The sequence below is a fragment of the Psychrobacter okhotskensis genome, from assembly GCF_965638355.1.
Lineage (GTDB): Bacteria > Pseudomonadota > Gammaproteobacteria > Pseudomonadales > Moraxellaceae > Psychrobacter > Psychrobacter okhotskensis.
This window is the reverse complement of record NZ_OZ281822.1, coordinates 706,812-719,732: the sequence shown is the minus strand read 5'-3', so window position 1 is coordinate 719,732 and position 12,921 is coordinate 706,812. Positions and strand designations below refer to the sequence as shown.

General features: G+C 42.1%; 14 protein-coding genes and 1 tRNA gene. 3 read left to right on the top strand and 12 right to left on the bottom strand.

Going from position 1 to position 12,921, the window contains the following annotated elements:
* Window positions 1–64: 64 nt before the first annotated feature.
* Complete coding sequence (locus ACSUPM_RS02970; protein WP_436880166.1) at window positions 65–1,699, top strand: cryptochrome/photolyase family protein; 1,635 nt, start codon at window positions 65–67, stop codon at window positions 1,697–1,699.
* 67 nt (window positions 1,700–1,766) lie between these two features.
* Here ACSUPM_RS02970 and ACSUPM_RS02965 read toward each other — a convergent pair whose 3' ends face one another.
* Both ACSUPM_RS02965 and ACSUPM_RS02960 read right to left on the bottom strand, forming a co-directional pair.
* Window positions 1,767–2,021 (bottom strand): hypothetical protein, encoded by a 255-nt coding sequence (locus ACSUPM_RS02965; RefSeq protein ID WP_025652163.1) that lies wholly within the window; start codon window positions 2,019–2,021, stop codon window positions 1,767–1,769.
* A 221-nt stretch (window positions 2,022–2,242) separates the two neighbouring features.
* The gene (locus ACSUPM_RS02960) at window positions 2,243–2,992 is read right to left on the bottom strand and encodes a DUF4230 domain-containing protein (RefSeq protein ID WP_201566315.1); all 750 of its coding nucleotides are present in this window, start codon (window positions 2,990–2,992) and stop codon (window positions 2,243–2,245) included.
* A 673-nt stretch (window positions 2,993–3,665) separates the two neighbouring features.
* Between ACSUPM_RS02960 and ACSUPM_RS02955 the strand changes: the two genes are divergently transcribed.
* Window positions 3,666–5,384 carry a proline--tRNA ligase gene (locus tag ACSUPM_RS02955; protein WP_101211300.1) on the top strand — a complete coding sequence of 573 codons (1,719 nt, stop codon included), beginning with the start codon at window positions 3,666–3,668 and terminating at the stop codon, window positions 5,382–5,384.
* An 85-nt stretch (window positions 5,385–5,469) separates the two neighbouring features.
* Here ACSUPM_RS02955 and ACSUPM_RS02950 read toward each other — a convergent pair whose 3' ends face one another.
* The 9 genes from ACSUPM_RS02950 to ACSUPM_RS02910 all read right to left on the bottom strand — a co-directional run bounded on the left by ACSUPM_RS02950 (window position 5,470) and on the right by ACSUPM_RS02910 (window position 11,807).
* Window positions 5,470–5,871, bottom strand: coding sequence for a lysozyme inhibitor LprI family protein (locus ACSUPM_RS02950; RefSeq protein ID WP_201566314.1), 402 nt, complete (start codon window positions 5,869–5,871; stop codon window positions 5,470–5,472).
* Between the two features lie 84 nt (window positions 5,872–5,955).
* A complete protein-coding gene (gene queF / locus ACSUPM_RS02945) occupies window positions 5,956–6,831 on the bottom strand; it encodes an NADPH-dependent 7-cyano-7-deazaguanine reductase QueF (protein ID WP_201575543.1) in 876 nt (291 codons plus the stop codon).
* Window positions 6,832–6,894: 63 nt separating this feature from the next.
* Window positions 6,895–7,740 (bottom strand): hypothetical protein, encoded by an 846-nt coding sequence (locus tag ACSUPM_RS02940; protein ID WP_350587732.1) that lies wholly within the window; start codon window positions 7,738–7,740, stop codon window positions 6,895–6,897.
* A gap of 27 nt (window positions 7,741–7,767) precedes the next feature.
* Complete coding sequence (locus ACSUPM_RS02935; RefSeq protein ID WP_201582303.1) at window positions 7,768–8,061, bottom strand: hypothetical protein; 294 nt, start codon at window positions 8,059–8,061, stop codon at window positions 7,768–7,770.
* Window positions 8,046–8,189 carry a hypothetical protein gene (locus ACSUPM_RS02930; RefSeq protein ID WP_156915615.1) on the bottom strand — a complete coding sequence of 48 codons (144 nt, stop codon included), beginning with the start codon at window positions 8,187–8,189 and terminating at the stop codon, window positions 8,046–8,048. The genes ACSUPM_RS02935 and ACSUPM_RS02930 overlap by 16 nt, the downstream gene beginning before the upstream one ends.
* Window positions 8,190–9,041, bottom strand: coding sequence for a hypothetical protein (locus ACSUPM_RS02925; RefSeq protein ID WP_101211296.1), 852 nt, complete (start codon window positions 9,039–9,041; stop codon window positions 8,190–8,192).
* Between the two features lie 80 nt (window positions 9,042–9,121).
* Window positions 9,122–9,895: an ABC transporter permease gene (locus ACSUPM_RS02920; RefSeq protein WP_025652155.1), complete on the bottom strand. Its 774-nt coding sequence runs from the start codon at window positions 9,893–9,895 to the stop codon at window positions 9,122–9,124.
* Between the two features lie 32 nt (window positions 9,896–9,927).
* Window positions 9,928–10,890 (bottom strand): ABC transporter ATP-binding protein, encoded by a 963-nt coding sequence (locus ACSUPM_RS02915; RefSeq protein WP_025652154.1) that lies wholly within the window; start codon window positions 10,888–10,890, stop codon window positions 9,928–9,930.
* 251 nt (window positions 10,891–11,141) lie between these two features.
* Window positions 11,142–11,807, bottom strand: a complete 666-nt coding sequence (locus tag ACSUPM_RS02910; protein WP_227687539.1) for a c-type cytochrome — start codon at window positions 11,805–11,807, stop codon at window positions 11,142–11,144.
* 381 nt (window positions 11,808–12,188) lie between these two features.
* On the opposite strand from ACSUPM_RS02910, the gene ACSUPM_RS02905 reads away from it, so the two are divergent.
* Window positions 12,189–12,265, top strand: a tRNA-Arg gene (locus ACSUPM_RS02905).
* 260 nt (window positions 12,266–12,525) lie between these two features.
* Here the strand turns inward: ACSUPM_RS02905 and ACSUPM_RS02900 are convergent.
* Window positions 12,526–12,894 (bottom strand): hypothetical protein, encoded by a 369-nt coding sequence (locus tag ACSUPM_RS02900; RefSeq protein WP_025652151.1) that lies wholly within the window; start codon window positions 12,892–12,894, stop codon window positions 12,526–12,528.
* Window positions 12,895–12,921 lie beyond the last annotated feature (27 nt).

The following is a 12,921-nucleotide window of genomic DNA, read 5'->3' as shown; positions in this document are numbered from 1 at the left end:
ATCCTAGCATACTTTTATTCATAGTTTTGTTTATGATTGCGATTGATTAATATGAGGATACTTAATGTCTAACACTGCGCCAGCAACAACTAATACCACTGATAGCGAAGATGATAGCAACAAGAATAATACCAACCTTAGCCCCGCCCATTATTTGATATGGTTTCGCCGTGATCTACGCCTACATGACAACACCGCTTTAGCAGCGCTTTGTGAGCGTGCTTGTGATAATGACGCATCAGTAAGCGCTGTATTTTTCCTCACGCCTGAGCAATGGCAAACGCACGATATGTCATTGGTTCAACTCGATCATATCGCTCGTACCTTGCCAATATTGGCAAATGACTTGCACAAACAATTAAACATCACGTTGAATGTGCAGATTTGCGATAGTTTCCTTGATTGTGTGGAGTCATTAAACGCCTTATGTGTCGCAAATAATATTAGCTGCGTGATGGCGAACCATGAATATGAAGGCAATGAGATTGAGCGCGATGCACAAGTGAACCAACTGCTAGCAAAAAACGATATCGAGTTTATACGCTGGCACGACCAATGCATTTTACCACCGAAAAGCATCACTACCAATGACGATAGCATGTATCAGGTATTTACCCCTTTTTATAAAAAATGGCGACATACTCTGGAAGTTAGCAGCCTACAACTGCATAAAGCTTCAGCAATCGATAGCAACATCGATAGCAACAAAGCTGCTTTAAAAATCTCAAAAAAGGCAGCAAACACCGTTGAAGCCATAGAAGCATTAAGCCAAAAAGTGGTTAAGGATTATCAACAGTCATTAGCAAATAATACCCAGCTCAGTCATATTGATAGCGAGGCACAGCTTACTCACGCACGTGACGCTTATCCTGCTGGAGAAGTCGCCGCTTGTCACCGCTTGGATCAATTCGTTGCGGATGACATTCATAACTATGATGTGAGCCGCGATGTGCCAAGCTTGCACGCCACTAGTCAATTATCAGCGTATCTGACAATTGGGGTCATCAGTCCCAGACTTTGCTACCTACAAGCGGCTAAAGCACAAGAACAATTGCATGGTAATGATGGCGACAATGAAGACATTAATCGCTGGATCAGTGAGCTGGCGTGGCGAGACTTTTATCGCCATGTATTAGCGGATAAACCAAAGCTTATTCAGCATCAGGCTTATAAACACGAGACCGATATTAAGATTAATTGGTCATACAATGAGGATGATTTTGATGCGTGGTGTACAGGTAGGACTGGCGTGCCTTTAGTCGATGCCGCGATGCGTTGCTTAAATGCGACGGGCTTTATGCACAATCGCTTACGCATGGTCACCGCGATGTTTTTGACCAAGGACTTACTGATTGATTGGCGCTTAGGCGAGCTTTATTTTATGCAGCAGCTAATAGACGGTGACTTTGCCTCAAATAATGGTGGCTGGCAATGGAGCGCCTCGACCGGTACGGACTCTGCGCCCTACTTCCGTATTATGAATCCCTTTAGCCAAGCCAAAACTCATGACCCTGATGGGGAATTCATAAAGGAATGGTTACCTGAATTAAAGGATATGCCTGCCAGCATTTTGCATAGCGAAGACAAGATACGTAAAGCTATCAACACAGACGATAGGTTTAGGCGGTTAGATTACCCCGCCCCAATGGTCGAACACAAAGCGGCACGGCAACTGGCGATTACTGAATTTAAAAAATAAGTATTGAATTAAAAAACAGTCATGAGTTTAAAAAAGTCGTAAAGCTGATATGTTTGAGAAGAAAGCGTTAGCTGTTTACTTTGGCTTTATTTTGCGGCGCACTGCCAGTTTGTACCAAACTACTTTGTGCCGCCTTAGCGTTACCAGTATCGATAGCTGGCTTTACTATTCGCGTCTGAATCGTATAAATGGCATACGCTAGACAAGTAAAGCTTATAATGAGCAGCACCCAAGTCGCAAAAGATAGCGACTCCGTTTCTTTGCGGTGTTTGGTTAATTTGCGCTTCTCATGAGCAGACGGCTGATTATTAGGAGTTGTCATATATGCCACCTCTTACATTATATAAGCTTAGTATTAACGACAGCATTTATAAAGCTATCGTTAATAATAAATAAGTCCTGCTATATAATATAGTAACCTTATTACCAATAATTTCAAGCAACATCTGCTAATCGGCGTAGCAATTCATTAAAGCGTTTTCATTTAACTACCCGTACTAAAACATTCTCTCTCCAAAACCTTTTATTAATAAAACCTAAGCATTAAGCCGTTGGCAATTGGCACGCCCCTGCGCCCTGCGTGGTGACCGTGACCACAGCTCCTGTCAACGCAAACAGCTGTTGTAGTTGGGTCTGGGCGTTTTTTAGTGCCATGTTCATGACATCGCCGCGACAAGCACGCTCAAGCACTTCTTTTTTTGCCATACTTTGCGCTTGCTCCCAGATTTTAGGATCCACTTGCATCATGCCAAAGGCGCCTGTTTGCCAATCATAAATCTCGATGTCGTCTAGATAGACAGAAAATATCTCTGACGGTGGCAAAGTAATATTAATCTTCGGCATCATTGAGACTGGCGTGTTCGCGTCGCCTTCCTCTGTCTCACCTACATTAGCATTAGACTGAATATCAGGTTGTACCACTTGCACCATCTCAGGCGTCAAGGCACTCAAATCAATCCCTGCTTCTACGCGGCCGCGGGCGATAAACAACCCTTTTTGTTCATCTTGCCAAAGTTTCATCCAACTCCCTGGGCGCTCGCTTGTGATAACGGTATCTACACTAAAGGCGACCGTTTGTAGCCGATTGAGCTGCTGGATTTGCGTGACCACACCCTCACGAGTAATGGTCTCTATTGGCGCCTCTTTATTCAGATTTTGCACAGTATAAATCGCAAAAACGATGGCGGCCAGACCAATAAGTAATACCAGCCACGACATCAGAGCAATGGGCTTTTTTACTGGCTGAGCAGTGGTGTTATTGCTGGCAGAAGAACGTTTATCAGGATTGATCATTTAAGCCACCTTAAGGTTTCATCGTTTATTGTTAGAGTTTTATCATGTGTTTATCAAAAGCTTTATTTATGGACACGTCTTATATAAAAGCCTCTTCTAGAAACTGTGTTTGATCATTCGCTTAATCAGCTTTTTATGAATAGAGTCCGTAAATATGGTGTGATTTAGATGATGTTTTTGAACCATTACTTCAAGTAATAACTACCAATCCTCTACATAATTGTTGACAAATATCCCTACATAAAAAGAGTAGAGATCTTTATACAAATGTCTTTAAAATCAGTAAATCATCAGATGATTGAGGTGAGACTGAGCTGTTTCTACGATGTTCGCTCTGAAAAAACAAAAAGTCATTGCGTCTTAGGCAAACTTTACCTAACATAGTCAGATTGCATGAACAAAATGCCAGCATATATTTATTCTTCAGGCTTTTAGTCTGAATATTTGTGTTTGCATAGCCCGATATATTGATGCATCAACTACAACTACGCCCTGCTGTGTGCAGGATGTGGTTACTAAAGTGCTTTTTGTAAAAGCCTTCTTTCGCTAGGCAATGTCCTAGCCTATTACCAAGTAATAAAGGTAAGCTTGCGGCGGTTCTGAGACTTTCAGCAACATGCTCAACATCCTACTACTTCTTATTTTTTATCGTTGATAAGGTTACGCTTTATTTATGAAAGCCAGTCAATTTTTGTTTGCTACTCTAAAAGAAACCCCAAGTGATGCCGATATCGCTTCAAGCCAATTAATGGTGCGCGCCGGTCTTATTCGTAAAATCGCTTCTGGGTTATATATTTGGTTGCCCATGGGGCTACGCGTCTTGCAAAAAGTCGAACGTATTGTTCGTGAAGAGATGCAGAATATTGGCGGGCAAGAAGTGCTCATGCCAATGACTCAGCCAGCAGAACTCTGGCAAACGACCGGTCGTTTTAATGATTACGGCCCTGAGCTATTGCGCTTTAAAGACCGCCATGATCGCGACTTTGTGCTTGGTCCGACCCATGAAGAAGTCATCACTAATCTTGCGCAAGGCGAGCTACGTAGTTATAAACAGCTACCGATTACTTTCTTTCAAATTCAAAACAAATTCCGTGATGAGATTCGTCCACGCTTTGGTGTGATGCGCGCACGCGAATTTACTATGAAAGATGCCTATTCATTTCATGTTGATCAGGCCTCATTGGCCAAGACCTATCATGATATGTATGACGCTTACACGCGCATCTTTACCCGTTTGGGTTTAGATTTTCGCGCGGTACAAGCAGACACTGGCTCTATCGGTGGTTTTGCGTCGCACGAGTTTCATGTCTTAGCAGATAGCGGTGAAGATGATATCGCCTTTTCAGATTCTTCTGATTATGCAGCGAACGTTGAGCTGGCAGAATCGGTGAGCACTGCTGAGCGGCAGCCACCCAAAATGGAACGCGAAGACGTGTTAACTGAAGAGATGACCAGTTGTAAAATGGTTGCTGAACATTTGGATGTTCCATTAGCCACTACGGTTAAAACCTTAATCGTCCATGGTCATAATGAGAATGATGAGCCACAGCTTATAGCGATCGTACTGCGCGGTGATCATCAATTAAATACGATTAAAGCGGAGAAAATCGAAGAAGCCAACGTCCCTTTGACTATGGCCTCTGATGAAGAGCTAAAAGCCGCAGGTTTGCATAAAGGCTATATCGGTGTTGACTTAGATATGCCGGTGTTTGTCGATCGTTCAGCAGCAGCACTATCAGATTTTGTCTGCGGTGCGAATGAAGTCAATAAACATACCATCGGTATGAACTGGGCACGTGATACTCGCATCACACGTATTGTTGATGTGCGTAACGTGCAAGAAGGCGACCCTTCTCCTGATGGTAAAGGCAGTCTAAAAATCAAACGCGGTATCGAAGTGGGTCATATCTTCCAGCTCGGTGATAAGTACTCGCAAGCGATGAATGCGACCGTATCTGGTGAAGATGGCAAGCCAGTCACTCTAATGATGGGTTGCTACGGTATTGGTGTCAGCCGTATTATCGCTGCTGCTATCGAACAGAATAACGATGAAAACGGTATCATGTGGCCAAAAACGCCGACCGTTGACGATTCGATTGCACCTTTTGAAGTCGCTATCATACCGATGAAGTCAAAAGAAGAGACCGTCATGCAGACCGCTACTGCCCTGTATGACGAGTTAAAGGCTCAAGGTATCAACGTGCTACTCGATGACCGTAACGAGCGTCCTGGCGTTAAGTTTGCTGATCTTGAATTGATTGGTATTCCGCACCGTATCGTCGTCTCTGATCGCAATCTTGCAGAGGACAAATACGAGTACGTCAATCGCCGTGAGACAGAAAAGCAGATGCTAAGCCGTGAAGAAGTAATAGCAAAAGTAAGCGGCAAATAGTTTTACTCGTAAAAACTGTGCCATAAAAAGCGCCTATCTCATTTAATGAGATAGGCGCTTTTTTACTTCTAAAAAATGAAAATTGTTATTTGATATTATATTTTTTAGCAATCACCTTACTACGTTTCTGACTCTCATTAGCGGTGCAAACATTAGCGCCAATCTGGGCGTACACCACAGAATTATTCATTGGACCGTCGTATTCAAAGTCACACTTATCGCTGCGACTCTTTAACCATATACGTTGTTCTTTGTCCAACTGCTGTTGTTGTGTCGTATTCAAAGTACGATAAGCACTCATATAAATTTTATTAAGGCGATTTTTTTCGACTATAATCGCATCATTACCACAATCATAAGCCACTTCCATATAAGCATCTTCACAGTTATATTGATTTTCAATAAACTCCGCTTGTGCCGATTGCATGAGAGAGATAGACAAAGCAGCTGCCGCTAGCGCCGTCAAAAAACCAGTTGCCCATTTCATCTTGACCTCCCAAGCAAAGCAAAATAATATCTGCCTAAATAAGTATATAAACGCATTTGATGAGTATTAGCAAGTACTCTTAGTCTACTGACGAATCAAGCGGCTTGGCTGTGGTAATAAGCGGATATCACTCACACGGCAAGGATTGATATCGATACCGCCGCGGCGCGTATACCACGCACGAACCATCAACTCGCTTGGCTCATACTGTTTGCTTAAATCAGCAAATATCTGCTCGACACACTGCTCATGAAAACCATTATGCTGGCGGAAACTTAAGATATAACGCAGCATGCCAGCGTCGTCGACTGTCTTATCACTGGTCATCGAAACCGCCAATGTACCCCAATCTGGCTGATTGGTCACCGGACAATTACTACGCAGTAAATTAGAATAAAAAGTATAAGGCTGAGCACTGGCAATTTCTGAATGAGCATTCGTTCTAGCATCGCTCAATAAAGATGCATCAGGATGCTCGCATAATGCAATCTTTTCGCTAGTATTGGCAAGCGCGTCATCAATACACGCACCCTCAGGCTGAGCAATCAATAACTCTGATGTCTTATCATAAAGATTATCATCTAAGCCAAACAGCTCAACTTGCACTTCTGCTTGTACGCATGCCGATAAGTCTTTAGCAATCAGCGTTTGCACAGCTTCCCAACTAGGGAATTCGGTAAAGTTGATACTGTTCAAATACAGCTTAAGTGATTTTGACTCGACGATAAATGGCGAGCTAGCAGGAATACCAAAACGTGCGATAGCCACTTGCGAGAGTCCTTGCGGATTCAACCAAGACATCTCAAATGCCTGCCACCAATCGATGCCAACCATCAACTTATCATCTTGCCAGCCAATGGCATCACGCCCCATACTGCGGGCAATAGGATATAAGGTTTCTGGACTATACTCAGTTGGATAGTCAGTAGTTTGCTCACCCAAGATACCGTGAATACTCATAAGTTACTTACCTTTCATGCTTAAATATAATGAAATAACAACCAGTCATTTTACAGCAATGGGCTATTTTATGGGAATCATTTGCCAGTCTGATGCAGAATCTGTCTTTACATAGTTAAAGCGTACTCGGTAAGCAGCAGTATCGCTATCGTTCATTTTGAAATAGAAATCTACCAATAAGCTCTCATTGGTAATCCATTCAACCTCTACCTTGTGAACCATTGGATTATCTTTGCTACCATTATAAAATTTTAAATGTTGTCGGAATTTATCGTAATCCCTGTTATTTTTTTCGTCATACTGGTAAGCACCGCTCTTATCTTTTTTCCAGATCATGACATTTTCTTCTCCTGGAAACTCAACTTTAACTGTAGCTGCATAAGTCATACCTGGTGAAAACGTCAAATGAGATCCTTCAAACTCTTGCTTGAAGCCTGAATTTAAATCAATCAATACTGTATTGTTAATCTCATAGATTTGCCCAGATAGATAAAGCCAGTTCTTATCTGCATCATAATGGTCTAAAAGATAAACATATCTAAGCTCTTTTTCTCCTTCTGCAAAATCGTCCGTCAATACTATAGGACTTGTATGATTGGGCAGTGTGATAATAGTTTTATTTAACTGACGAGAAACATATTTTGATAAGTGCCATTTCTTAATGAGTTTCTGATTATAAATCATCAAGCTTTTATCTAAGCAATCTTGATAAATCCGCTCATCCTTACTATTGCAATCCTTACCCCAGTTAGGATAAATGGGCTTGTCTAGTGCTTTCCAAACATAGTCATCCATTGTCGCTTTGGGCAGTTCTGCTTGCGCTGGCATTGATAGCATTGATAGCATTAGCAGTATTGCACTCATCATACAGATGCGAATTGAATGGGCTACTGGTAGAGTTACTTGCATATGAGAGTTAAACCTTTTTATTATTTTTTAATCGTTGGTATTAGCATCAGCTGAAACTCTCTGCCATTTACCTTCTTTATTGTCAGCCGCATAAATATAGCGCACGCGAAATGCTACCGTGTCAGTGGGATTGACTCTGTAATAAAAATCAACGTTGATTTTATTATCGCTTGTCCAACTGATATCTCGCGCTTCGTACACCTCATGTTTTTTGTCCTCATTATCATTTTGCTCATATAATTCATTACTACCAAATACCATTGTATAGCGTCCGTCATTGTTAGCTTTTTGACGATCCCATAACATTATATCTTTAGCCATACCTCCTCACTTGTCGATGGCTCTAAAGCTAAAGGCGCTGCCTGTGCATCTAAGGCTGCTATTGTGGTCAATATAAATAGTCCTGCGACAGTCAATGCTGTTTTTATATAACGAGAAATAGCGATCATTTATATATCACCTGCATGTAGCTGCCACTTATCCGTTGAGGCATTCTTAATAAAGGTATAACGCACTCGAAAAGCTGCGGAATCCTTTTCATTTAGCTTATAAAAATAATCTGCATAAAATTTACTATCATTCAACCAAGTAAGGGTTTCGGCATCATAAACCAGCTTGGCTTTGTCCGCTTGATAAAAATTTTTATGACTGTCGTAGTTTTTTGAATCGTCACTACTGCTATAGACTTGTTTATAGTAGCCTTCATAGTAACCACTATCTTGCAGTGCCCAAATATTAATGTTTTCAGTAGCGCCCATCTCGCTTTCAAACCCTACGATATATCTCATATCAGGCGAAACACTTAGCTTCCTAAAATCAAAATCTTGCCAAAACCCAGTCTTCAAATTGACCACTGTCAGAGTTTCTGATTCATAAAAGCTTTGATGTATGGTCAGTAATTGCCGCGATTTATCATAATATTTTAATGAATAATAAGCATTGAAATCGGTCTCAAAAGGACTGGAATAATCAACCAATACTAGTGGGTGTTTACGATTAGGCACGTCAATATAAATCGCATTTCTTTCTCGAATAACTCTGTCGTCAATCCCCCACTGCTTACTAAACGCATTATCAACATCTTCTCGCAAGTTATAAAGGCAATTTTGTAGAGCCGCATGAGTCTCATATTTGTAATCATGATTACAGTCATATTTATAAGATGCAGGATCTAGAGGCTTCTCCATAACCACCCAATCATAATCATCGGTAGTCGCGAACGATGCCGCGATAGCAGTAATGGAAAAGCTACTTAATGCAGCTAGTATAAAAAACTTGTGTATTAGTGAAGTTTTAAACATAAAAAAAAGCCCAACAATGTTAGGCTTTTATAATAAGACTATCGGTATACTGATGACAAGTTACCGAGGTGATAAATTAACTACAAGCGCACACGCGAGCCATCGCTTAGTAAACGATAAGAGATGACATAAAACACCACGCAAAATACAAAAATCGCTGCCATTGAATACCAGACGTTGACATCAGAATAGCCCAAAATTCCGTAGCGGAACGAATTCACCATATAGACAATGGGATTGAGTAACGAGACGTTTTGCCAAAATGTTGATAACCCTTCCATTGAGTAAAAGACGCCGCCCAAAAAGGTAAGAGGCGTTAATACAAAGCTCGGAATAATAGAGATATCATCAAATGAGCGGGCAAAAACGGCATTAATAAAGCCGCCCAGCGAAAACAGTATCGAAGTACCAAGCACGGTAAATATCGTCACAAATAAATGTTCAATACCAAGATCGGTAAAGAACAGCGCGACGATAGAGACAATAATAGCAATGGCCAAACCACGGAAGATACCACCGCTGACGTAACCCATTAAGATAGCATGCTTGGAGACAGGAGAGACTAACAGCTCTTCAATACTCGCGGTAAACTTGGCACTAAAAAAACTAGAGACCACATTAGAGTAACTGTTGGTAATCACGGCCATCATAATAAGACCAGGGACGATGAACTGCATATAAGGTACACCGCCCATCTCGCCTACTCTATCGCCTATCATTTTACCAAAGATAACGAAGTAGAGCGTCATAGTAATGACGGGTGGCAACAAAGTCTGTGGCCAAATACGCAAAATTCGGCGTACTTCTTTTAGCAATATCGTCCGAAAAGCAATCCATTTTTTGGACCATGACATACTGTCATTAGGGTCTACTACTATTTTCTGATTCATAGTCCTGACTCCTTCATACTGTCTTGATTCTGAATATTTTGGTCGACAAGGCGCATAAACAGCTCTTCTAAACGGTTAGACTTATTACGCATACTGGCAATAGTAATACCTTGCTCGGACAATTGCGTAAACACGCCATTCAATGACTCACCTTCTGTTAAGGTTACCTCAAGCGTGAGATCATCTGGTTGCACCACTTCAGTCACGCCCGTCAGTTGCAAGGGATGCTCAAGCGGCGCCGAGACGTCAAAGACAAAGGTCTCGACCGACAACTGCGCCAGCAAATCCTTCATATCTGTATTGATTCGAATCTCACCATGATCCAAGATAGCGATGCGCTTACACAGCTGCTCAGCCTCTTCAAGATAATGGGTCGTCAGAATAATCGTGGTGTTCTCTTCGACATTAATCTGCTGCATAAACTCCCACATAGAACGGCGCAGCTCAATATCGACCCCTGCGGTTGGCTCATCGAGAATCAATAGCTTAGGCTTATGAATCAGCGCTCGGGCAATCATTAAACGACGTTTCATACCGCCTGACAGCTCCCGCGACTTACTATCACGTTTATCCCAGAGACCCAATGCTTTTAGCAAGCGCTCAGCGCGTGGCTTTGCCTCTTTGGCAGAAATACCAAAATAACCTGCTTGGGTTATCAGAATATCTTCTACTTTTTCAAACATGTTAAAGTTAAATTCTTGTGGGACGACGCCAAGATACTGTTTAGCCACCGAAGGATTGGCTAATAAGTCGACACCAAAAATATTTACACTGCCGCTGGTTGGCTTAAATAATGAACTAATAATGCCAATCATCGTCGATTTACCAGCACCGTTCGGTCCTAGTAGCGCAAAAAAACCACCTTGTGGCACCGTTAAACTGACATCTTTTAATGCCGAAAACCCGTTATCATAAGTTTTGGATAAGTTCTGAATAGATAGCGCTGGTACTTCAGACATGAATACCTCTTTATTTGTTATAAAATTTACATCAAAACTGCTTTGTAGAATATTTTAGCAGGTACGATTTAATGTCTTAAAGTGAGGCTATCAACACCACATTTCAACTGCATTATGTGAGAAGTACCATATTAATAATACTCATCATCAAAAAAAACGCCTACCTCATTAAATGAAATAGGCGTTTAATCAATGAGTATCTTAAAAATTCAATAGGCTATGTATCACCGCCCATAATGGCTTGGTAATGATTAGCTGGCTTCACCAACCATATAGTCTACTGCATTTTGAACTTCTTCATCAGGAATATCCGCACCACCTTTAGCAGGCATCGCGTTGAAGCCGTTGATCGCATGGGTATATAGAGTATCTTTACCTTTTGCTATACGTGGTCCCCAAGCCCCTGCGTCCCCTAACATAGGTGAACCAAGCAAACCTGAAGCATGACAAGTCTGACAAACAGCGTTATAAACAGCAGCACCATCACGAGGGCCATCCCCTGCCGAAGGACCTGATGAGCGTGCGGTTACATCACAAACTTCATCGTCTTCGAAACATACTGTAGCAACAGGCTGAATACGCGCAATCAAATTAGGATATAGGGCAATGAGCTTTTGTACTTGCGGCGTATCTTGCGGAATAGGCTCTTCATCAGCCGCAGGCGCTGCAGCGGCCATCTCTTCCGTTGCCGCAGCGTCATCTGTGGTGCCGTCTGCTGTCACGCTCGCATCAGCTGCAGCAGTGTCATCTGTAGTATCGGCAGCAGCTTGGGTATCATCACCGAGCTGTTGTGGCGCATTTTCGACCACCTCTTGCGCTTCTGCTACATCAGAGACAGTTACAGGGGTATCTGCAACATCTTCCGCTTGGCTCACCGCGATACTAGCAATTCCTAGAATGGCAGCTGCCGATAACATCACTACTTTTCTCATTCGTCACGTTCTCTTATTACAGATACAAGGACTCGCATGACTTGGACATTCTGTTTATCCTCTTTTGACGACACCTCGTCATCAATAGCAAACAGCCATCCCGCCTGCAAGCGCACTTGTAATCGGTGATTATAAATATGAATTGTCCCTGACATTATAAGGGAAAAGGCAGGTAAATTGCCATGCCTGTTTAATGACTATCTTGTTTTTTCTTAAAAAGCGTCAATAGCAGCCTTCGCTCATTGGCTTTCTGGCTTTTATTTGTTAGACTAGGCGGTCTTTATTTTTCGACAGACTGCCCTGTCAATAATACTCAATTAAACGTAGTATGCAGTATTGAGCAACCTAGCAGTCAACTCGTATTATGCGCTCGTAGCTCAGTTGGATAGAGTATCGGTCTCCGAAGCCGAGGGTCGTGGGTTCGATTCCCGCCGAGCGCACCACTTCTTATGAATGATATTTCATCTCTCCCTAGCATTACCTCCTAATACTTCTAGCACCCTACCTACTAACACTTCCAAAAACCTTTAACAGCAACGCTCTGCGTCTTTAGCTGTTATTAACTATGATGTATTAACACCTATAAAATGTTGTACATATCGTTGTCAACCTCTATTCAATATATGTCATCTTCTAATTGAGCCGCAATTTGCCTTCCTACTTGCCTGCCTGATTGCCTATTTATAAAACTGTATGACTGACACTACTCTGCATCCTGTAAGTTTGCAGTTAATTGGGCACGGTTGGGGACTCGGTGGTAATTAATCACGGGTACGTCGCCTAGACGCCGTTGACCAGCAGCCACTTTTTTATCAATAGTAATCATCGCAATCTTTTTGTTTTGCTCGCTGATAACTAAATGATTGGCCTTACGATTAACGCGATAGTCAGGAAAATAGTTATTAATTAATACCGCTGTTTTTTGTAGGTCATCATTACTAGGTTTTTTCGCGCCTTTGGGTGATTTATTATCAAAGGTCTCATCCGCTTTTGCGCCTCGCGTCTTTGCGACCAGCCAAAGGGCTGCGACCACGGCTAGCAACATGACAAGCCACCAAATTCCATCTATCATATAAATATGCATCCATTGTAAGCAGGG

Bases quoted from the DNA above. Each gene is read 5' to 3' on its own strand.
- ACSUPM_RS02970 (WP_436880166.1), top strand. From the start codon at position 65: ATGTCTAACACTGCGCCAGCAACAACTAATACCACTGATAGCGAAGAT.
- ACSUPM_RS02965 (WP_025652163.1), bottom strand. From the start codon at position 2,021: ATGACAACTCCTAATAATCAGCCGTCTGCTCATGAGAAGCGCAAATTA.
- ACSUPM_RS02960 (WP_201566315.1), bottom strand. From the start codon at position 2,992: ATGATCAATCCTGATAAACGTTCTTCTGCCAGCAATAACACCACTGCT.
- ACSUPM_RS02955 (WP_101211300.1), top strand. From the start codon at position 3,666: ATGAAAGCCAGTCAATTTTTGTTTGCTACTCTAAAAGAAACCCCAAGT.
- ACSUPM_RS02950 (WP_201566314.1), bottom strand. From the start codon at position 5,871: ATGAAATGGGCAACTGGTTTTTTGACGGCGCTAGCGGCAGCTGCTTTG.
- queF (WP_201575543.1), bottom strand. From the start codon at position 6,831: ATGAGTATTCACGGTATCTTGGGTGAGCAAACTACTGACTATCCAACT.
- ACSUPM_RS02940 (WP_350587732.1), bottom strand. From the start codon at position 7,740: ATGCAAGTAACTCTACCAGTAGCCCATTCAATTCGCATCTGTATGATG.
- ACSUPM_RS02935 (WP_201582303.1), bottom strand. From the start codon at position 8,061: ATGGCTAAAGATATAATGTTATGGGATCGTCAAAAAGCTAACAATGAC.
- ACSUPM_RS02930 (WP_156915615.1), bottom strand. From the start codon at position 8,189: ATGATCGCTATTTCTCGTTATATAAAAACAGCATTGACTGTCGCAGGA.
- ACSUPM_RS02925 (WP_101211296.1), bottom strand. From the start codon at position 9,041: ATGTTTAAAACTTCACTAATACACAAGTTTTTTATACTAGCTGCATTA.
- ACSUPM_RS02920 (WP_025652155.1), bottom strand. From the start codon at position 9,895: ATGTCATGGTCCAAAAAATGGATTGCTTTTCGGACGATATTGCTAAAA.
- ACSUPM_RS02915 (WP_025652154.1), bottom strand. From the start codon at position 10,890: ATGTCTGAAGTACCAGCGCTATCTATTCAGAACTTATCCAAAACTTAT.
- ACSUPM_RS02910 (WP_227687539.1), bottom strand. From the start codon at position 11,807: ATGTTATCGGCAGCTGCCATTCTAGGAATTGCTAGTATCGCGGTGAGC.
- ACSUPM_RS02900 (WP_025652151.1), bottom strand. From the start codon at position 12,894: ATGATAGATGGAATTTGGTGGCTTGTCATGTTGCTAGCCGTGGTCGCA.